Genomic DNA, 20,308 nt, shown 5'->3' on the forward strand with positions numbered 1-20,308 from the left:
GCCAATTTATTTTCCTCGAGACCACTTTTACGATGTCAAACCTTCAAATTCGCATGGCCAATGCCATTCGCGCTTTATCCATGGATGCAGTACAGCAGGCAAATTCTGGTCACCCTGGTATGCCGATGGGTATGGCAGATATTGCTGTAGGTCTTTGGAACGAACATTTAAAACATAACCCAACCGATCCACATTGGATGGATCGCGACCGTTTTGTTTTATCCAATGGTCACGGCTCTATGTTGTTGTATTCGCTCTTGCATCTTTCCGGTTACGACTTACCGATCGAAGAGTTGAAAAATTTCCGTCAATTGCATAGCAAGACTCCGGGACATCCTGAATATGGAATTACTCCTGGAGTAGAAACAACTACTGGACCATTGGGACAGGGAATTTCTAATGCTGTGGGAATGGCATTGGCTGAAAAATTACTCGCTGAAGAATTTAATCGTCCTGGTCACAACATTGTTGACCACTACACCTATGTATTTTTAGGTGATGGTTGTTTGATGGAAGGTATTAGCCATGAAGTCTGTTCATTGGCTGGCACACTCAAGCTCAATAAGTTAATTGCATTGTGGGATGACAACGGTATCTCGATTGACGGCAAAGTAGTTTCTTGGTTTAACGAAGATACGCCTAAGCGCTTTGAGGCCTATGGTTGGAATGTGATTCGTGATGTCGATGGACATGATGCCGAAGCGATATCTGCGGCAATTACCAAAGCTAAAAAGAGCGATAAACCTACCCTGATTTGCTGCAAGACCGCGATTGGTCAAGGCTCGCCGAATATGGCTGGTAGCGATAAAGTACATGGTTCACCATTGGGTGCCGCTGAGATTGCAGCTACACGTGTAGCCTTGAATTGGCCTTATGCGCCATTTGAAATTCCGAAAGATATTTATGCGGCATGGGATTTTAAAAAGCGTGGTCAAGCTGCTGAGCATGAATGGAATAAAGAATTTCAGAAATACAAAAACAAATTCCCAGAACTTGCTTCTGAATTGCAGCGTCGCATGGAAGGTGAGTTATCAAAAGACTTTTCATCTACCTTAAATGCGTATTTAAAAACTTGCCAAACTAAAGCAGAAACGATTGCTACTCGTAAGGCTAGTCAAAACGCGATTGAAGCATTGGCACCTGCATTGCCAGAATTTATGGGCGGCTCTGCCGACTTAACGGGCTCTAACTTAACCAATTGGTCTACATGTAAAGCAGTCCGTGGCGATCAATGGGGTAATCACATTAATTATGGTGTGCGCGAATTCGGCATGAGCGCCATCATGAACGGCATTGCCTTGCATGGCGGATATATTCCATTCGGCGGCACATTCTTAACTTTCTCAGACTACAGTCGCAACGCTTTGCGTATGGCCGCCCTGATGAAATTACGCAGCATTTTTGTCTTTACCCATGATTCGATTGGTTTGGGCGAGGATGGCCCAACCCATCAGTCTGTAGAGCATGTAGCTAGCCTACGCCTCATTCCAAATCTCATGGTTTGGCGTCCTTGCGATACCACCGAGAGCGCCGTCGCTTGGGGCTCAGCCATTGAGCGCAAAAATGGTCCTAGCGCTTTGATCTTTAGTCGTCAAAATTGCCCGTTTGTATCACGCACTTCTGCACAAATTAAAGAGATTGCTCGTGGCGGTTATGTATTGCGCGACCCTTCTGGAAAGATTGATGCGGTAATTATTGCGACTGGTTCTGAAATTGCTCTCGCATTGCAAACTGCAGAGCGTCTTGAAAAAGAAGGCTTGGGCGTACGAGTTGTTTCCATTCCTTCGACTACTGTTTTCGATCAGCAAGATGCTCCATATAAAGCAAAAGTATTGCCAGCCAATATTCCACGTATTGCAGTAGAAGCTGGCGTAAGCGATTTCTGGTGGAAGTATGGCTGTGCAGCAGTGCACGGTGTTGACACTTTTGGCGAGTCTGCGCCAGCACCAGTGTTATATGAATATTTTGGTTTAACAGTGGATCAAATTGCCAAGACTGTTAAGCAATGTATCTCGAAGAAGTAAATTGAAATAAATTCAAAATTAGTAAGGGGGAATAAATGACAATTCGTGTCGCAATTAATGGTTATGGGCGTATCGGCCGCATGGTATTGCGTGCTTTATATGAAGATCAAGTAAACGGCAAACCACGCCGCGATATCAAGATTGTTGCAATTAATGCGATGGGTGATATTGCTATTAATGCCCATTTGACGCAGTACGATTCAGCGCACGGCCGCTTCCCGGCTGAAGTTTCAGTAGACGGTGACTGCATGGTAGTTAATGGCGATCGCATCAAAATGTTTTGTACACGTAATCCAGCTGAAACACCATGGGGTGAGTTGGGTGTGGATTTAGTTTTAGAGTGCACTGGCAAGTTCACCTCTAAAGAAAAAGCCATGATCCACATTCAACAGGGCGCGAAAAAAGTATTGATTTCTGCTCCGGGTGAAAAAGATGTCGACGCAACAATTGTGTATGGCGTTAATCAAAACGTATTGAAGCCAAGCGATGTCGTTGTATCTAATGCAAGCTGCACTACAAACTGTTTGGCTCCACTGGTTAAGCCGCTCTTAGAGAAAATTGGCATTGAATCTGGTTTGATGACTACGATTCATGCGTTTACAAATGATCAAGTATTGACTGATGTGTATCACAAAGATATGCGCCGGGCGCGCTCTGCAGTTACCAGTATGATCCCAACCAAGACTGGTGCAGCTAAGGCAGTTGGTTTAGTTTTGCCAGCGTTGGCAGGTCGTTTCGATGGGTTTGCAATGCGCGTTCCAGTGATCAACGTTTCCGTTGTGGATTTAACGTTTGCAGCAAGTCGCGCCACTAGCGTGGATGAAGTGAATTCAATTCTCAAAGCGGCAAGTGAGGGTGAGCTCAAAGGCATTTTGGGCTTTAATACTTTGCCCTTGGTTTCAATCGACTTTAACCATGATCCGCGCCCAAGTATTTACGACGCCTCTCAAACTCGTGTTTCTGCAGATGGCAAGTTGGTCAAAGTATTGGCTTGGTATGACAACGAATGGGGTTATTCAGTACAAATGCTCAATGCTGCTGAAGCATTAATGGCGGTAAAGTAATAAAAAGTAGCTAAAAGTCGTTAAAATTCCTTAAAAGTTGTTAAAAAGTATTTTGATGAAGAGCTGAAATACTCTGAATGTAAAAAAAGACCTCGATTTGAGGTCTTTTTTATTTTAATAATCGCTAAAAACGATTATTTGTAGTTAAAAGTTCTTATTTTTGTTTATTTCGACAGTTTTTCTTTTGACAATGGCCATACATAGCTAATGAGTGCTCCTGGAGCTTGAATCCCAGGTTTTTAGCGATATCTTGCTGCCTTTTTTCAATGGCCTCATCTACAAACTCTTCAACATGGCCGCAATCTATGCATACCAGGTGGTCGTGGTGCTGACCTTCATTTAACTCATAAATTGCTCGGCTATCGCCCTTGCTGGATTCAAAGTGACTCCTCAACAGCAGGCCAGCCTGTTCAAACTGGGTGAGAACTCGATAAACCGTGGCTAAGCCAATTTCCTTGTCATCTTTCGCCAGAGCCATAAAGACATCTTCAGCGCTGAAATGGGTGCCGCCATTTTGATGGAAAAAATCCAGAATTTTCATTCGTGGCCCAGTAGCTTTAAGGCCAATATCACGTAAATTTTCAGGGGTAGGGATTTGGGTCATATATATGGCATTGGGAGCTAAAATCAATGTCTTAATGATACGGCCAGCCATGCAAAATTGCCTCGAACTTTTTTCCCGCTTTTTTAGCCCAACTTTGAAGGGTGCTTATTCCCCACTCAGATTGGGATTTGTGGCAATGGCCGTTTCTGGCCTCTTGGGAGTGACTGGGTGCACAAGTGCGGTTGATGAAACTCAGCGTAACTGGGTAAACAAGATTTTCAGGCCATATGTGCCAGACGTTGTGCAGGGTAACTTTATTTCTAGCGAGCAGTATGCGAAGTTGCAATTGGGCATGACTCGTGAACAGGTGCGACAAATTTTAGGTACTCCATTATTAGCAAGTTACTTTCATGCAAACCGCTGGGATTATATTTTTGAATTCAAGCGCTCTGGTCAGCCTATAGGTAAAGAACGTCATGTCACGGTTTTTTTTGATGGCGACAAGGTAGTGAAGTTTGAAGGTGATGCATTGCCAACCGAGATTGAATTGGTTGCTGAAATTGATAACTATGCAAAATCAAAACGTTCATTCTGGGACGTCATGACTGGTGCTAATAAGCCGCCAGTAACACCTAAATTACAAAGCCCTGAAGTATTGGTTCCAAGTAAGACTGACAACTTAGCGGCAGGTGTGCCTGTGCCTCCAGCAAATACCAGTTCATTCTGGGATTTCTTCGGCTCTTCTGATAAGAAGTCGGATGCACAAGCTCCCGCCCTAGGTCCTGGCGCTCTAAATGATGTGCCAAAGGCAGTAGAGCCTAAGTAGTAGAAATCTCTTTTGTATTGATGCCAATAAGAACCGTATTGGTTCACTTGAATAAGAAGCGAAGAAACACATGATGAAGATTGCAATTGCTGGCGCAACTGGTCGTATGGGAAAGATGTTGATTGAGGCTGTACTCAATACTCCAGATGCTCAACTGGTCGGCGCACTAGAACATACCTCTTGCCCACAATTGGGAGAGGATGCAGGGTCATTCTTGGGTAAAAAGACTGGCGTATTGATTTCTTCTGATGTTGCGCAGGTATTGTCGGGCGCACAATTCTTAATCGACTTCACTAGACCTGAAGGCACGATGGGCCATTTGGTGGTTGCGGAAAAAACTGGCACCAAGATGATTATTGGTACTACTGGCTTAACCGCAGATCAAATTGCTAGCTTGAAGAAGGCCTCTGCAAAGTTAGCTATTGTTTTTGCGCCCAATATGAGTGTGGGCGTGAATGCCACATTTAAGCTTCTTGAGATTGCAGCCAAGATGCTCAATCAAGGATATGACATTGAAATTATTGAAGCTCATCACAAGCATAAGGTAGATGCGCCTTCGGGCACAGCTCTCAAGATGGGTGAAGTAATTGCGGATGCGTTGGGCGAGAAATTAGATGATGTCGCGGTTTACGCACGCGAGGGTCATACCGGTGAGCGTAAACAGGGTTCGATCGGTTTTGCAACGATTCGTGGTGGCGATATCGTAGGCGATCACACTGTTTTATTTGCTGGCGATGGTGAGCGTATTGAAATTAGTCACAAGTCTTCAAGCCGTCAGTCCTATGCACAAGGATCTTTGCGTGCAGCACGCTTCTTGCAAAATCAAAGCAATGGTTTATTCGATATGCAAGATGTTCTTGGCTTACGTAAATAAAAAGTCACTTAATTAAAAATAGAAGAAAAGAGTTGTTTAAGAATGAGTAAGGATTACGACTACCGCAGCATTGAAGCGGCAGCGCAAGCTGACTGGGAAGGTGCGCAAGTCTATCAAGTGGCAGAAAATGCAGTTGATGCACAAGGCAAGAAAAAGCCTAAGTACTACGCCTGCTCTATGTTGCCTTACCCTTCTGGCAAATTGCACATGGGCCATGTGCGCAACTACACTATTAATGATGTGATGGCTCGTCAGCTTCGCATGCAAGGTTATAACGTATTGATGCCAATGGGCTGGGATGCTTTTGGTATGCCTGCTGAAAATGCAGCGATTCAGAATAAAGTGCCTCCAGCTAAATGGACCTACGACAACATTGCTTATATGAAAAAGCAAATGGCGGCGATGGGCTTAGCGATTGATTGGTCACGTGAAGTAGCAACCTGTAGTCCTGATTACTATCGTTGGAACCAGTGGCTCTTTTTGAAGATGCTAGAAAAAGGTATCGCGTATCGTAAGACGCAGGTAGTGAATTGGGACCCAATCGATCAAACAGTTTTAGCAAACGAACAAGTAATTGATGGTCGCGGTTGGCGTTCTGGTGCTTTAGTGGAAAAGCGCGAGATCCCGGGCTACTACTTCAATATCACTGCCTATGCTGAGCCGCTGCTCTCTGGACTGGACGGCTTAGGTTGGCCAGAGCGCGTTAAAACGATGCAGCAAAACTGGATTGGTAAAAGTCGTGGTGTGCGCTTTGCGTTTAAGCATGAAATTGCTGACGACCATGGCAACTTTATTCAAGATGGTCTTTTGTATGTTTTTACTACGCGCGCGGACACCATTATGGGTGTTACCTTTTGCGCAGTTGCTGCTGAGCATCCACTAGCTACGAAGGCTGCCGCTAATAATCCGGCTTTAGCTGCATTCATTGAGAAATGCAAAACAGGTAGCGTAATTGAAGCTGACTTAGCGACCCAAGAAAAAGAAGGCATGTTTACCGGTCTATACGTCACACATCCATTGACGAAAGAGCAGGTGCCAGTTTGGGTTGGTAACTATGTATTGATGTCATATGGTGATGGCGCTGTGATGGGTGTGCCTGCACATGATGAACGCGACTTTGCTTTTGCACTGAAGTATGAATTGCCCATTAAACAAGTCATTGCACTCAATAGTGAGTCGCCGATGTTTAATGCTACGCGTTGGGAAGATTGGTATGCCCAAAAGGATGGTGTAGTTTGCTTTAACAGTGCTCAATTTGATGGTTTATCCCATGATGAGGCGGTGAGTGCAGTTGCTAAAGAATTAGAGCAGCTTGGTATAGGCGAAATCAAAACAACTTATCGCTTACGTGATTGGGGCATCTCTCGCCAACGCTATTGGGGAACGCCAATTCCGATCATTCATTGTGGTGATGAAGCGAATCCAGGTTGTGGCGCAGTCCCAGTGCCCGAAGCAGATTTACCTGTAGTGTTACCTGAAGATTGTGTACCAGATGGCAGCGGCAACCCATTAAATAAACGCGCTGACTTTTTGAATGTGAAGTGTCCGAAATGCGGAAAGCCTGCGCGTCGCGAAACTGACACCATGGACACCTTTGTAGATTCTTCCTGGTATTTCATGCGCTATACCGGTCCGAATGCAAAGACCATGGTTGACGAGCGCAATGAATATTGGATGCCAATGGATCAATACATTGGCGGTATTGAGCATGCGATCTTGCATTTACTGTATGCGCGTTTCTGGACTAAGGTCATGCGTGATCTCAAGCTGATTACCTTTGATGAGCCTTTCCAAAACTTACTCACTCAGGGCATGGTTCTGAACGAAACCTATTATTCTGAAGATGCCTCTGGCAAAAAGACTTGGCTCAATCCATTAGATGTTGAGTTAGATTTGGATGAGAAAGGTCGCCCCAAAGGCGCTAAGTTAATTGGTGACACATCAAATACCCCAGTTATTGTGGGTGGTGTTGAGAAGATGTCGAAGAGTAAGAATAACGGCGTTGATCCTCAGGCTTTAATTGATCAATATGGCGCTGATACTGCTCGTTTGTTTGTGATGTTTGCTGCTCCTCCTGAGCAACAGCTTGAGTGGTCTGGTGCTGGGGTAGATGGAGCTTCGCGTTTCTTGCGACGTGTATGGATGTATTCCAACAGTCAGGCGGCAGCATTGCGTGATGCCTCAGATGTATTGCCAAGCAACTTAAATGATGCTGAAAAAGAGTTGCGTCGCGAGGTGCATGGCATTCTGAAGCAAGCTAACTTTGATTATCAACGTCGTCAGTACAACACTGTAGTTTCTGCTGCGATGAAAATGCTTAATGTCCTAGAGCCTATTAAATTAGACCAGGGTTCTAATATTACCGCGCCTGTATTACGCGAATGCCTCAGTATTTTGTTGCGTGTTTTGTATCCAGTGGTTCCGCACCTCACCCACGTGCTCTGGAAGGATTTGGGCTATGCAAAAACCTTTGGACCTTTGCTAGACGCTCCTTGGCCAGCCGTAGACGAAGCAGCTTTGGTTCAGACAGAAATTACGTTGATGCTGCAAATTAATGGCAAGCTACGTGGCGATATTAAAGTGCCAGCAGATGCTAATAAAGAGCAAATTGAAGTTTTAGCCTTAAAGAGTGACCCCGCACAAAAAGCATTAAATGGCAGCGCACCTAAGAAGGTCATTGTGGTGCCTGGCCGTCTTGTGAATATTGTTGCTTAATCAAAGATAGAGACATGAATGTAAATTCCCTGCGTCGCGCAATGCTTGGTTTGATCGCTACTGCACCTCTAGGTGGATTGCTTGCTTGTGGCTATCGTTTGCGCGGCATGGTCGATGTACCTTTCAAAGTCATTGCCATTACTGGTAATCCATCGCCACCTTTGCGGGCGGATTTGCAGACAGCAATTTTGACTGGTACCGATGCCAAGGTCGCTATCAACCCCAAAGATGCTGATCTCATTCTAGAAATTACCAATGACATTCAGGGTCGCGAGATATTAGCTTATAACGCTAGTGGTCAGGTGTCAGCCTATCGCTTAAACATTCGCGTTGGCTTTAGAGCATTTGATTTGAGTGGGGCTGAAGTGGTTCCAGAGGCTGAGATTTATATGACACGCGATATGGACTTTACGGTGTCTACAGTTCTGGCAACAGACGTACAAATGCAGCAGTTCATAACGCTGATGCGTAAAGACTTGGCTATTCAAATATTGCGTCGTGTAGCGGCAGCCGCTAAGGCACCGCAAGCCCGTTCTTTTTAGGTAAACAGAGCTCGCATGGTTAAAGTCGATGCCTTGCAAGTGCACCTTAAGTCCCTAAGTTCAGGCGGCGTAATGTTGCCGCTATATATTTTTAGTGGCGATGAGCCGTTATTAATGATGGAGGCTATGGACCAATTGCGATCTGCAGCTAAGAAGCAGAACTTTACTGAACGTGAGGTATTGCTACAGGAGCGCGGCTTTGATTGGAGCACCCTTTTAAATGCTGGTCAGACCATGTCTCTGTTTGGGGATAAGCGTTGGGTCGAGTTACGCATTCCAACTGGGAAGCCTGGGCGTGATGGGGCTGACGCTCTAAAACAATTCGCGGCACAAATTGCTTCGCAATCTATTGGCTCAGAAGGCCCAGATACCGTAGTTTGTATTGTCTTACCACGCTTAGATGGCAAGACCAAAACCTCTGCATGGTTTAGTGCTCTAGATGATGCTGGCATGGCAATACAGATTGATTCCTTGGATCGCAGTCATTTACCGCAGTGGATTGCAGGACGTCTTAAGCGTCAAGATCAAGAGGTTGAGCCGGGTCCTGAAGGTCAACGTGCACTTCAATTTATCGCTGATCAGGTAGAAGGCAATTTAATCGCTGCCCATCAAGAAATTCTGAAACTAGGTCTGCTATATCCCACGGGAAAATTAACTGAAGAGCAAATTCGTTCTTCTATTCTGAAAGTGGCGCGCTATAACGTCTTTGAGTTAACTGAAGCAATGTTGGCTGGTGATTTAGCACGATTAAATCGCATGCTTGATGGCTTAAAGGGTGAGGGTGAGCCGCTCGTATTGATTCTGTGGAGCGTAACAGAGGAGCTTCGGATACTATCTAAGCTAAAGGCGGCAAGTGATGCTGGCGAGTCTTTGCAAAACCTGATGCGCGCTAACCGGATATGGGGAAATAAGGAGCGCTTATACCCAGCGGCAATTAGAAGGGTTCAGCCTCTGAAATTGCGAAGAGCTATGCAGGTAGCTGCCGGTTTAGATCGACAGGTAAAGGGGTTGCATGCTGCGGAGTTGCCAGCTGATCCCTGGGATGGTTTGCGTTTAGTTGGAAATTTATTGCGCTAAGAGAATTATTTAGTAAATACATAACAGTTTATAAAGTAACAAGAGAGCAACAAGAGAATACAAAATGAGTTCAGCGATTCAAGTAATGATGCAAGATATTGGAATGCGAGCGCGAGCGGCATCGCGTGCAATGGCGCGTGCATCAAGTGAGCAAAAGAATCAAGCTTTATTGCATATTGCTAAAGTGGTTCGCCAAAAGACAGATGAGATTCAGCGAGTGAATCAAGTGGACGTGGAGCGTGCCAAGGCGAATGGTCAAGATGCAGCTTTTGTAGATCGCTTAACGATGACACCAAAAACCATTGAAACGATGGCTTTAGGTCTAGAGCAAATTGTTTCGTTAGAAGATCCTATTGGCAAAATTACACCCTTACAAAAACAGGCTTCAGGTATTGAGCTTGGACAGATGCGTGTGCCATTAGGTGTCATCGGCATTATTTATGAGTCACGTCCCAATGTCACTATTGATGCAGCTGCTTTGTGCTTAAAGTCCGGTAATGCCGTGATTCTGCGTGGGGGCTCTGAGGCAATTGATTCCAATACTTTATTGGCCCAGATTATTCAAGAAGGTTTGGCAGCTGCTGGCTTGCCTAAGGATGCAGTGCAAGTAGTGACAACGACTGATCGCAGCGCCGTTGGTGAAATGATCACCATGACTCAATATATTGATGTCATCGTGCCACGGGGTGGAAAGAGCTTGATCGCACGGTTAATGGCTGAAGCACGGGTTCCAATGATCAAGCACTTAGATGGCATCTGTCATACCTATATTGATTCCGATGCTGATGTAGCAATGGCCGTAAAGGTATGTGATAACGCTAAGACTCAACGCTATGCTCCATGTAATGCAATGGAGACTTTGCTAGTGAATCAAGAGATTGCAAATAAAGTGCTGCCAACCCTTTGTAAGATTTACCAAGATAAGGGCGTAGAGCTACGCGTTGATTCATTAACTCGTAAAACACTAGAGTCCAATGGCTTCCAGAATTTAGTCGATGCCCAAGAAGAAGATTGGCAAACTGAGTATTTGGCACCAATTCTGTCAATTAAGACTGTCGCCAATATTGATGAGGCGATGAATCACATTGAACAATATGGCAGCAAGCACACGGATGCCATCATTACTAATGACAAATCCAAAGCCGATCGTTTCTTGCGTGAAGTTGATAGCGCCAGCGTGATGGTCAATGCTAGTACGCGTTTTGCAGATGGTTTTGAGTATGGCCTGGGCGCTGAAATTGGGATCTCAAATGACAAACTACATGCTCGTGGCCCTGTTGGTCTGGATGGGTTGACTTCCCTGAAGTATGTTGTCATGGGTCATGGCGAGATCCGCACTTAAATTTAATAGAAAAGATTCAATATGAGTAATGCCTATCTCTGGGTCAAAACCTTTCACATCGTATTTATTACCTCGTGGTTCGCTGGCTTGTTTTACCTACCCAGAATTTTTGTTAACTTAGTTGAAGAGAAGAATGTTGAAGCTTATGCTCGTTTGTTAGGTATGGCTGACCGTCTATTTCGGTTTATGACTATTTTGGCGGTACCGGCAGTCTTGTTGGGCCTGACTCTTTGGCTTCACTTTGGCATTGGTCGCGGTGATGCCTGGATGCACGCTAAATTGTTATTTGTGATTCTAGTGATTGGTTATCACCATGCATGTTTAAGTTTGCTCAAGAAGTTCCGTGCCGGAGTGAATAAGCGTTCAGGTGTTTGGTTTCGTTGGTTTAATGAAGTACCGGTCATTTTGCTAGTCATCATTGTTGCTTTAGTGCTTTTCAAGCCATAAAGCCGCCTCATTTTTAATTTCTTTTAAAGACTGTTAGCCCCATGAGATTTTTTGTTGTATGTCCAGGCGGTTTAGAAGTACCGCTTGCCCAGGAGCTCGCAGAGATTGCTGGACGTCCAGAATGCAAGGCTTTAGGGGCTTGGGTAATAGATCCGACACCTACAAGTCCGACTGGAGGCGTTGGTCTTGCTGCGCCATTATCTGCAGCAATGGCACTAAATTTACACTCCAGAATTGCAAGCCGTGTTCTATTGCAAATGGCTCAAGCACCCTATAGGCAAGAAGAAGATTTGTATAAGTTGGCTAGCGGTTTAGCGTGGGAGGAGTGGTTTACCTCCAAGCAAACTTTGCGTGTGGATGTGACGGCACATCGGTCTCCTTTAAAAAGTTTAAATTTTGCAACGCTCAAAATTAAAGATGCGATTGTGGATCGCTTGCGTGATGTCACCGGTGACCGGCCTAGTATTGATACCGCTTTCCCAGATGTGCGTGTACAGGCTCATTTAACGGCAACCCAAGTCGCGATTTATTTAGATACTTCTGGAGAGGCCCTATTTAAACGTGGCTGGCGTGACGAAAAAGGGGATGCGCCCCTAAAAGAAAATTTAGCAGCCGGGATCTTGTCGTTCACTGCATGGAAGCCTGGGCAAACTTTATTTGACCCAATGTGCGGTAGTGGCACTTTTTTAATTGAGGCTGCTCAGATAGCTTTGTCTATTCCGCCTGGGGCGATTCGCGCAGGAATGTATGGTGATGATGCTAAGTCTAGCAGGCTGGCTTATCGCCCCCTGATTACCTCTGCACATGGCTTTGGGTTTCAGAGGCTTAAGCCATTTAATGAGTCTGCTGAACAAAAGCGTTGGGTAGATTTAAAAGAGGGCGCTCTAGCGCAAATGTTAGAAAAGCGTAAACAGTTCCCTGGAGTTGAGGCTTTACAAATTACCGGTGGCGATATTAATGAAAAATTAGTGTCGATGTTTAAGGGTAACTGGCAAAGAGCGCAGTTACCTGACCAGCCGGTAGTCCGTCAAATTGATGCCCTTGCTGCTAAGCCTCCAGGTGGAGTTGGTGAAGGAGTGATGTTGTTAAATCCACCTTATGGTGAGCGTCTAGTGATTAAAGGTGGTCGCGGACAAGATCGCGCTGCTAATCAAGATGCTCGATACGATGACTTGGATGAACCAGATAATCGCTTTGAACTGAATTTAGAGACTGGTCGTCAAAGTGCTAAACGTTCTAGCCGTGAATCATTAAAAAAACTACAGGCCCAAGAAGAGCAAGACCCTAAATTTGTGGAGTTTTTGCGTCAGTTTGGCCAGCATTTGAAAGATGACTTTGGTGGTTGGAATATATTCGTTTTAACTGCAGATATGGCCCTACCGGGTCAATTGCGTATTAAAGAATCCAAGCGCACCCCTTTATTTAACGGTCCGCTTGAGTGTCGTCTATTCAAGTTTGAGATGCATGCAAAGCGACCTACTTAAGTGGTCATAAAACCGTAAAATAAGACAACAAGTTAGAAGAAGTAAAGATAGGCGGAGAGCAAAGTAATGGAATTTAAAACATATATGTGTTTAATCTGCGGTTGGGTTTATGACGAAGCTGCTGGTTTGCCTGATGAAGGTATTGCGCCAGGCACGCTTTGGAAGGATGTGCCGATGAATTGGACATGCCCGGAGTGCGGTGCCCGCAAGGAAGATTTTGAAATGATGGCAATTTAATTAAAAACAATAATGGCAAAAGTAGATCAAAACGAAGCGCTGTTTGAGCGTGCGCAAAAGACAATTCCTGGAGGAGTGAACTCTCCGGTGAGGGCTTTCCGTCAGGTGGGCGGCACACCTCGTTTTGTTGCTAAAGCTAAGGGCCCTTATTTTTGGGATGTCAACGATAAGCGCTATATCGATTTGATTATGTCTTGGGGTCCTATGATTGTGGGCCACGCAAATCCTGAAGTAGTAGCTGCAGTGCAGAAGGCCGCAGAAACTAGCTTTAGTTACGGCGCCCCAACTGAAGGTGAGATCGAATTGGCAGAACGTATTTGCGCTTTGATGCCAAGCGTAGAACAAGTGCGCATGGTTTCAAGTGGCACAGAGGCAACAATGAGTGCCTTACGTTTAGCTCGTGGTTATACCGGACGTGATTTGATTATCAAGTTTGAGGGTTGCTATCACGGTCATGCTGATAGTCTTTTGGTGAAGGCAGGTTCTGGCTTATTAACCTTTGCGGACTCTACTCAGAATGCACCGTCTTCAGGTGGTGTTCCACAGGATTTGGTGAAACATACTTTAGTTCTGCCGTACAACGATGTGGCGGCAATTGAAGAGGTGTTTAAAAAACAGGGCAATCAAATTGCTGCTGTCATTATTGAGCCGATTGCTGGCAATATGAATTTAATTAAGCCATCGAAAGCATTTTTGGCTGCGATTAGGTCTCTCACTAGTAAGTATGGCGCCGTACTAATCTATGACGAAGTGATGACTGGCTTTAGGGTGGCTTTGGGCGGCGCTCAGTCTTTACAAGGTATTACTCCAGATTTGACATGCTTGGGCAAGGTAATGGGCGGCGGTATGCCGATGGCAGCCTTTGGTGGCAAGAAAGAAATCATGTCTAAGCTTGCCCCTTTAGGCAATGTTTACCAGGCCGGAACGCTCTCTGGTAATCCAGTAGCTGTTGCTGCGGGTTTAAAGACATTAGAGATTATTTCTAGAGAAGGTTTCTACGAATGCCTGACAGGTCAGACTGAAAAACTCATGGCCGGCCTTAAGGCAGCTGCAGACAAAAATAAGATTCCTTTTGCAGTCGATAGCGAAGGCGGCATGTTTGGTTTTTATTTTGCTGATCATGTTCCGAATTCTTATGAAGCAGTAACCAAAACTAATATTGATGCCTTTAAGAAATTCTTTCATCTAATGTTGGATGAAGGGGTGTACTTGGCACCATCAGCTTATGAGGCAGGATTCACTTCCATTGCGCATGATAATACTGTGCTAGATGAGATTATTGCTGCTGCAGAGACGGTATTTAAGAAGCTCTAAAGTAGTATTTTTAAACTACATCCGCAGTGGATGGTCGTAACCTTCTACTTGGGTGACATCTAATTTTTTGCTGTCTTTATTCGAGTCTGCGATTTCTAGGGCAGTAAGTTTGCCGCCCCAAACGCAGCCGGTATCTAAGCCAATAACGTTGTGTTTGCGGAGTAAGCCCAACGTAGACCAGTGTCCGAAGTAAATTAAAGTATCAGTGGTTTTTCTATTAGGCGCCATAAACCAAGGGGTGTAGCCCTTCGGACCATCTTCCAGGCCTTCTTTGCTCTCAAACTCCATCTGACCAGTCGGGCTGCAAAAACGCATTCTGGTTAGTGCATTGGTAATCACGCGTAAGCGTTCATATCCTTTTAGGGAGTTGCTCCACTTATTGGGTGTGTTGCCATACATATTAGATAGAAAGGTTTTATAAGACTTGCTACGCAATGCTTTTTCAACTTCTTGAGCGCATTCAATCGTCTGCTGTAAGTCCCATTGCGGCAGTACGCCTGCATGCACCGTCAGAACGTTGCCATTACTGAGTGCCATAGGGCGGTGCCGCATCCAGTCAATAAGCTCTGCACGATCGGGTGCATGTAGGATCGGCCCAACGGTATCGAGGCCTTTTGTTTTGCGAAGACCGGCATCAATAGCAAGAAGGTGTAAGTCATGATTACCTAGGATGCATTCAGCGCGGCCAGATTCTTGTAATGTTTTTAAGTGCCGCAACGCCCCTAATGAATCAGGCCCGCGATTAACTAAGTCTCCCAGAAAAATCATTTTGGATTTTGGTGGGAGCTTTTTGACTAAGGCTTTTAATGAGGGTGCGCAGCCTTGCACATCACCTACGGCATATATCTTGCTCATGTCTTATCTTAAAGCCGAATCCAAATATATTGCAGGGGCTAGGCGATTTTTTTGACAACGCTATATCGCACTAAAGTCTTTTTGCGTGCTTCATCGTGATCTACTACCGGCAAGGGGTAATCTCTTCCCATGAGAATGCCTGCAGCCTCTAGCTCAATATGGCCGGCCTTCCATGGGGCATGAATCGACTTCTTGGAGAGCTTGCTTAACTGAGGAAGATAGCGTTTGATGAACTTACCCTCAGGATCAAATTTTTCCGATTGGGTGATCGGATTAAAGATCCGAAAATAAGGTTGAGCGTCGCAGCCTGACGAGGAAGCCCATTGCCAGCCACCATTATTGGAAGACAGTTCAAAGTCATTGAGGTGCTCTGCAAAATAAGCCTCACCCCAGCGCCAATCAACGCCCAAATCTTTTGTTAAAAAACTGGCTACGACCATACGCAGACGATTGTGCATATAGCCACTTTGATTGAGTTGATGCATGGCTGCGTCAACTAGTGGGTAACCTGTTTTGCCCTCACACCAAGCGGTAAATAATTTTTTGGCTGTAGCTCCGCTCTCCCAGGCAATATTATCGTAGTCGGGCTTAAACGACGCACCTTTTGCAAGGCGAGGGTGATTGGCCAGAATCATGAAATAGAAATCGCGCCAGATTAATTCACTCAGCCAAATGGTGGCGCCCATACTTCCTGCTAGCATGCGGCGATGCGCTTCACGCACCAATCCGCGGATAGAGAGCATGCCAAAACGTAAGTGTGTAGAGAGGTAACTCACTCCTTTAATTGCAGGAAAGTCTCTGCCAATTTGGTATTGATCAATGCGGGTGAGAAAGTCTTCTAAAAAAGCTTGACCACCTTCTGAGCCCGGCGGCAAATAGCTCTCAATACCGGTGGAGCAAAAACCCATTGACTCAAGTGAGGGGAGTGGCTCATTCAGTTTTTTGGGAATGGCTGCAAACTGACCAGCTTTTGCCTTGCATGAATAAGCTGCCAGATCTTTTTCTTGCAGCGTTTTGAGCCAATTATTTTTGTAGGGTGTAAAGATGGAAAAGACAGTATTTGAATTAGTGAGAATTTCTTTCTTCTCAAAGATCACTTGATCTTTAAAAGCCTCAAAACCAATCCCTTGTTTTTCTAATTGTGCTTTGACAGTCTCATCGCGTTCAATTGCTGATGGCTCGTAGTCATGATTGGTAAAGACCGTATTCACACTTAATGCTTTAGCAATTTCTGGAATACATTGAGCTGGCTTTCCAAAGCGGACAATCAGTCCTCCGCCTTGTTTTCTTAGCTCATCATCAATTTGCTTGATGCCCTGCCAAATAAAGTCTACCCGGCGGTCGTGCTTTAGCCCATTGGCATCTAGTTCGCCCTTTAATAAGGGTTGAAGAATATCGGCATCAAAAATAAAAGTAAGCCATACCTGGCCACATTCTTTGAGGGCGTGGTGAAGGGCGGCATTGTCATAAAGGCGGAGGTCGCGGCGGAGCCAAACAAGAGCTTTTTGCATAGCCCCTATATTAGGGCTTATTGGGACAAAGTGCTGAAGGCCTAAAGCCTAGGACGGGTTAATATCGACAGTAATGATGGATACAACCTTTTTTATTCTTGCGAATGTGGTGCAGTTTTGTATTGAGCCATTAAATTGGCTTTTGATCTTATTGCCCCTAAGCTTACTTTTTTTATACCTCAGAAAGCCGGCGCTGTGTAAGCGGTTTCTACTATTGGCATTCGTCGATCTGATACTTGTTGGCTGGATACCTACCGCAGAAATTTTCTTGAGGGCGCTAGAAGATGCGGTGCCCAAAGCGACTCTCTCACAATTTGCTGAAAAAGATATTGGCGGGATCATTATTTTGGGCGGTGCAATTGAAGGGGGGCGGATCTCGATTGACAGAGGTGAAGTTTCTATTGGTTCCTCCGCTGAGCGCATCACTAAGGCATTTGAGCTGATCCGTAAATATCCCGATCTACCATATATATTTAGTGGTTACTCAGCACGCCTTTTGCCTCAGGGCCTATCTGAAGCGGATGCATTTAAACAGCTTGTTCAAGAGCAGGGCCTGAATCAGGCTATGGCGCACTACGAGAACCAATCCCGGAATACCTATGAGAATGTCCTTTTCATAAAGCCTATGATTGCTGAATATGGATCTAAGGGTGATTTCGATCAACCCAAACCTTGGCTTTTAATAACCTCAGCAAGCCATATGTACCGATCGGTCAAAATTTTTCAGAAACAGGGAATTCAAGTCATTCCTGTGCCGGTGGATTACCAAACGGCCAATACCCTGCACTGGTGGAGGTTTGATTTGGAGGATGGAGCTCAAAATTGGAATAAATTGGTTCATGAAGTCATCGGTCTTGTGGGTTACTGGGTTACTGGAAAGATCTAGATATTCGGTAAAATAGATACATATGACCTCGGCTAAAAAAGCACCCCCTGCTTCAGATACAGTACCTTCGCCAGAGTCAATAATTTCGTTTTCCGCAGATCACTTGGCTAATCAATTTCTGATTGCAATGCCAGGCATGGAAGATCCTAATTTTGCGGGTTCCGTAATCTATCTTTTTGAGCATACCCAGAGAGGGGCGATGGGGTTGGTAGTGAATAGACCTACCGAAGTTGATTTAGCTACTCTTTTTGACAAAATAGAACTCAAATTAGAAATCGCCCCCTTACTAGAGCAGCCGGTATATTTTGGGGGACCAGTTCAGGTAGAGCGTGGCTTTGTTTTGCACGAGTCAAACCCCAATCTTTCATACAGTTCTTCTTTAATCATTCCTGGCGGCTTAACCATGACTACTTCCAAGGATGTGCTTGAGGCAGTAGCTATAGGTAATGGCCCCAGAAAATTTTTAATGACTCTTGGTTACGCAGGTTGGGGTGCTGGTCAGCTAGAAGAAGAAATTACTTTAAATGGCTGGATGAATGTTCCACTTTCGCGTGAGCAAATGAGTGAAATTATTTTTAATACGCCTTCCGGTCAGCGCTACGAAAAAACCATGAGTCATCTGGGTTTTGATTTATCTCATCTTTCTGGTGAGGCGGGACATGCTTAAGTCGAGCCCTAATTCAGCGGCAGTCCCAGGAACTGTGATGGCTTTTGATTACGGCCTCCGTCGGGTAGGGGTTGCGGTTGGAAATACCGTAACTAAACTGGGCCAGCCCCTAAAGACCATTACTGCTCCCAATGCGGATGGCTTATTTCGTGAAATAGAGTGTCTTCTAGGGGAGTGGGCCCCCAATCAGCTGGTGGTTGGACTTCCCATGCATCCAGATGGTGCTGAGCATGAAATGACCTCTAAAGCTAAGCGCTTTGGCAATCAGCTTCATGGCCGCTTTGGTTTGCCCGTAAGCTGGGTGGACGAGCGATATACATCAGCAGTTTTAGAGGGCAATGCTCAGATGCGGGACAATCTAGATGCGCACTCTGCCGTGCTAATTTTGGAGCAATATTTTGCTGAGTAAACGAAATAATGGTGTTGGAACTAAATCATGAATGCTGAACTGTTATATGAAAAGCTGCTGGCGAATCTGCGCAACAGATCGCAGACCGGTTCTTTTGAATTGGCTGGTCTGGCGATGGGCGGAGCATGGATTGCAGAACGCTTGGCAAAAGATTTGGGTTTACCACACTATGGCGTGATTAATGTTGCCTTTCATCGTGATGATTACGCTGAAAAAGGTATGACTGCATTACGCACTGCTGGCACGATGACAACCCATCTGCCATTTGATGTCAATGGCGCAAATGTGATTTTGATTGATGATGTTTTGTTAACGGGTAGAACCGTTAGAGCGGCTCTCAATGAGTTATTCGATTTTGGTCGACCAGCTCAAGTCGAATTAATGGTGCTTGCAGATCGTGGGAAGCGAGAGCTACCAGTGAGCGCCGATTTTGCGGCGGAGCAAGTACAGGTTCCTGAGCAACAAATTTTGGTATTAGAAAAAGATGCCGCTGGCAAGTTCAGCTTTCAGCTAGAGGAGCGAGTTTAATGAACCAATTTAATGCTACTGGTGAATTAACTCACCTTCTGACCTTAGAAGGCCTACCAAAAGAGCAAATTCTGCACATTCTCGATACCGCTCAACAGTTTGTTAGCGTGACTGACCCTTCTCGAGAGGTAAAGAAGGTCCCTTTATTACGCGGCAAAAGCGTATTTAACTTATTCTTTGAAAACTCTACGCGCACGAGAACAACTTTTGAGATTGCCGCCAAGAGATTGTCTGCCGATGTTATTAACTTAGACATTTCCACCTCTTCGACCGCTAAAGGCGAGAGCTTGTTGGACACCATCGACAACTTGGTTGCGATGCAGGCAGATATTTTTGTGGTACGTCATGGCGTATCTAAAGCACCCATTGAAATAGCCAATCATGTGCCTTCACATGTTCACGTTGTGAATGCGGGCGATGGAAGTCATCAGCATCCAACCCAAGGCTTGTTGGACATGTATACGATGCGCCACTTTAAGCAAAATTTCAAAGGCTTAAAGGTAGCTATTGTGGGCGATATTGTTCATAGCCGTGTTGCTAAATCGAACATTCATGCACTTACGACCTTGGGCTGCGAAGATATTCGTGCGATTGGCCCTGAAAGTTTGTTGCCTAGTGATTTAGATATGTTGGGAGTAAAAGTGTTTCATTCCATGGAAGAAGGTCTTAAGGATGTCGATGTGGTGATGACTCTGCGCATTCAGAAGGAACGCATGGAGGCTGGCCAGGTTCCAGAGGGTGATGCCTTTTTTAAACAATATGGTTTAACGCCGGGCCGCTTAGCTTTAGCTAAGCCAGATGCAATCGTGATGCATCCAGGCCCAATGAATCGTGGTGTAGAGATTGATTCAGCTGTAGCAGACGGTCCACAATCAGTTATCTTGAATCAAGTCACCTTTGGGATTGCTGTGCGGATGGCTGTGATGTCAATCGTTGCTGGTAATTAAGCATTCACCAATTTC

General features: G+C 45.2%; 20 protein-coding genes. 17 read left to right on the forward strand and 3 right to left on the reverse strand.

Annotated features, from left to right (window positions below; all coding sequences use genetic code 11):
* Window positions 1–32: 32 nt before the first annotated feature.
* Window positions 33–2,024 (forward strand): transketolase, encoded by a 1,992-nt coding sequence (gene tkt / locus ICN23_RS05495; RefSeq protein WP_216231929.1) that lies wholly within the window; start codon window positions 33–35, stop codon window positions 2,022–2,024.
* A gap of 35 nt (window positions 2,025–2,059) precedes the next feature.
* Complete coding sequence (gene gap, locus ICN23_RS05500; protein ID WP_216231240.1) at window positions 2,060–3,088, forward strand: type I glyceraldehyde-3-phosphate dehydrogenase; 1,029 nt, start codon at window positions 2,060–2,062, stop codon at window positions 3,086–3,088.
* 154 nt (window positions 3,089–3,242) lie between these two features.
* On the opposite strand, the gene fur is transcribed toward gap, so the two are convergent.
* Window positions 3,243–3,683, reverse strand: coding sequence for a ferric iron uptake transcriptional regulator (gene fur, locus ICN23_RS05505; protein ID WP_216231930.1), 441 nt, complete (start codon window positions 3,681–3,683; stop codon window positions 3,243–3,245).
* 145 nt (window positions 3,684–3,828) lie between these two features.
* Here fur and ICN23_RS05510 point away from each other — a divergent pair, with 145 nt between their 5' ends.
* The 10 genes from ICN23_RS05510 (at window position 3,829) to hemL (ending at window position 14,490) form a co-directional block, all read left to right on the forward strand.
* Window positions 3,829–4,458 carry an outer membrane protein assembly factor BamE gene (locus ICN23_RS05510; RefSeq protein WP_255532709.1) on the forward strand — a complete coding sequence of 210 codons (630 nt, stop codon included), beginning with the start codon at window positions 3,829–3,831 and terminating at the stop codon, window positions 4,456–4,458.
* Between the two features lie 73 nt (window positions 4,459–4,531).
* Entirely contained in the window at window positions 4,532–5,332 is an 801-nt protein-coding gene (gene dapB / locus ICN23_RS05515) for a 4-hydroxy-tetrahydrodipicolinate reductase (protein WP_216231932.1), read from the forward strand.
* A gap of 42 nt (window positions 5,333–5,374) precedes the next feature.
* Window positions 5,375–8,047 (forward strand): leucine--tRNA ligase, encoded by a 2,673-nt coding sequence (gene leuS / locus ICN23_RS05520; protein ID WP_216231241.1) that lies wholly within the window; start codon window positions 5,375–5,377, stop codon window positions 8,045–8,047.
* Window positions 8,048–8,061: 14 nt separating this feature from the next.
* Window positions 8,062–8,589, forward strand: a complete 528-nt coding sequence (gene lptE / locus ICN23_RS05525; protein ID WP_216231242.1) for an LPS assembly lipoprotein LptE — start codon at window positions 8,062–8,064, stop codon at window positions 8,587–8,589.
* 15 nt (window positions 8,590–8,604) lie between these two features.
* Window positions 8,605–9,666, forward strand: coding sequence for a DNA polymerase III subunit delta (gene holA / locus ICN23_RS05530; protein ID WP_216231243.1), 1,062 nt, complete (start codon window positions 8,605–8,607; stop codon window positions 9,664–9,666).
* Between the two features lie 64 nt (window positions 9,667–9,730).
* Complete coding sequence (locus tag ICN23_RS05535) at window positions 9,731–11,008, forward strand: glutamate-5-semialdehyde dehydrogenase (RefSeq protein ID WP_216231244.1); 1,278 nt, start codon at window positions 9,731–9,733, stop codon at window positions 11,006–11,008.
* 21 nt (window positions 11,009–11,029) lie between these two features.
* Window positions 11,030–11,455 (forward strand): CopD family protein, encoded by a 426-nt coding sequence (locus tag ICN23_RS05540; RefSeq protein WP_216231245.1) that lies wholly within the window; start codon window positions 11,030–11,032, stop codon window positions 11,453–11,455.
* A 41-nt stretch (window positions 11,456–11,496) separates the two neighbouring features.
* Window positions 11,497–12,939 carry a class I SAM-dependent RNA methyltransferase gene (locus ICN23_RS05545; protein WP_216231246.1) on the forward strand — a complete coding sequence of 481 codons (1,443 nt, stop codon included), beginning with the start codon at window positions 11,497–11,499 and terminating at the stop codon, window positions 12,937–12,939.
* Between the two features lie 66 nt (window positions 12,940–13,005).
* On the forward strand, window positions 13,006–13,176 hold the full coding sequence (locus ICN23_RS05550) for a rubredoxin (RefSeq protein ID WP_071464595.1): 171 nt from the start codon (window positions 13,006–13,008) through the stop codon (window positions 13,174–13,176).
* Between the two features lie 12 nt (window positions 13,177–13,188).
* Window positions 13,189–14,490 (forward strand): glutamate-1-semialdehyde 2,1-aminomutase, encoded by a 1,302-nt coding sequence (hemL, locus tag ICN23_RS05555; protein ID WP_216231247.1) that lies wholly within the window; start codon window positions 13,189–13,191, stop codon window positions 14,488–14,490.
* Window positions 14,491–14,505: 15 nt separating this feature from the next.
* On the opposite strand, the gene ICN23_RS05560 is transcribed toward hemL, so the two are convergent.
* On the reverse strand, window positions 14,506–15,345 hold the full coding sequence (locus ICN23_RS05560) for a symmetrical bis(5'-nucleosyl)-tetraphosphatase (RefSeq protein ID WP_216231248.1): 840 nt from the start codon (window positions 15,343–15,345) through the stop codon (window positions 14,506–14,508).
* 38 nt (window positions 15,346–15,383) lie between these two features.
* On the reverse strand, window positions 15,384–16,856 hold the full coding sequence (locus ICN23_RS05565) for a deoxyribodipyrimidine photo-lyase (RefSeq protein ID WP_216231249.1): 1,473 nt from the start codon (window positions 16,854–16,856) through the stop codon (window positions 15,384–15,386).
* A 214-nt stretch (window positions 16,857–17,070) separates the two neighbouring features.
* On the opposite strand from ICN23_RS05565, the gene ICN23_RS05570 reads away from it, so the two are divergent.
* The 5 genes from ICN23_RS05570 to ICN23_RS05590 all read left to right on the forward strand — a co-directional run bounded on the left by ICN23_RS05570 (window position 17,071) and on the right by ICN23_RS05590 (window position 20,293).
* Window positions 17,071–17,742 carry a YdcF family protein gene (locus tag ICN23_RS05570; RefSeq protein ID WP_255532710.1) on the forward strand — a complete coding sequence of 224 codons (672 nt, stop codon included), beginning with the start codon at window positions 17,071–17,073 and terminating at the stop codon, window positions 17,740–17,742.
* Between the two features lie 127 nt (window positions 17,743–17,869).
* The gene (locus tag ICN23_RS05575; RefSeq protein WP_255532772.1) at window positions 17,870–18,409 is read left to right on the forward strand and encodes a YqgE/AlgH family protein; all 540 of its coding nucleotides are present in this window, start codon (window positions 17,870–17,872) and stop codon (window positions 18,407–18,409) included.
* Window positions 18,402–18,818: a Holliday junction resolvase RuvX gene (ruvX, locus tag ICN23_RS05580; RefSeq protein WP_216231251.1), complete on the forward strand. Its 417-nt coding sequence runs from the start codon at window positions 18,402–18,404 to the stop codon at window positions 18,816–18,818. Before ICN23_RS05575 ends, ruvX begins: the two co-directional genes overlap by 8 nt.
* Window positions 18,819–18,845: 27 nt before the next feature.
* Window positions 18,846–19,346 carry a bifunctional pyr operon transcriptional regulator/uracil phosphoribosyltransferase PyrR gene (gene pyrR / locus ICN23_RS05585; RefSeq protein ID WP_216231252.1) on the forward strand — a complete coding sequence of 167 codons (501 nt, stop codon included), beginning with the start codon at window positions 18,846–18,848 and terminating at the stop codon, window positions 19,344–19,346.
* Window positions 19,346–20,293 (forward strand): aspartate carbamoyltransferase catalytic subunit, encoded by a 948-nt coding sequence (locus ICN23_RS05590; RefSeq protein WP_216231253.1) that lies wholly within the window; start codon window positions 19,346–19,348, stop codon window positions 20,291–20,293. The genes pyrR and ICN23_RS05590 overlap by 1 nt, the downstream gene beginning before the upstream one ends.
* Window positions 20,294–20,308 lie beyond the last annotated feature (15 nt).

Origin of the sequence: Polynucleobacter sp. MWH-Jannik1A5 (genome assembly GCF_018881795.1) — a bacterium.
Lineage (GTDB): Bacteria > Pseudomonadota > Gammaproteobacteria > Burkholderiales > Burkholderiaceae > Polynucleobacter.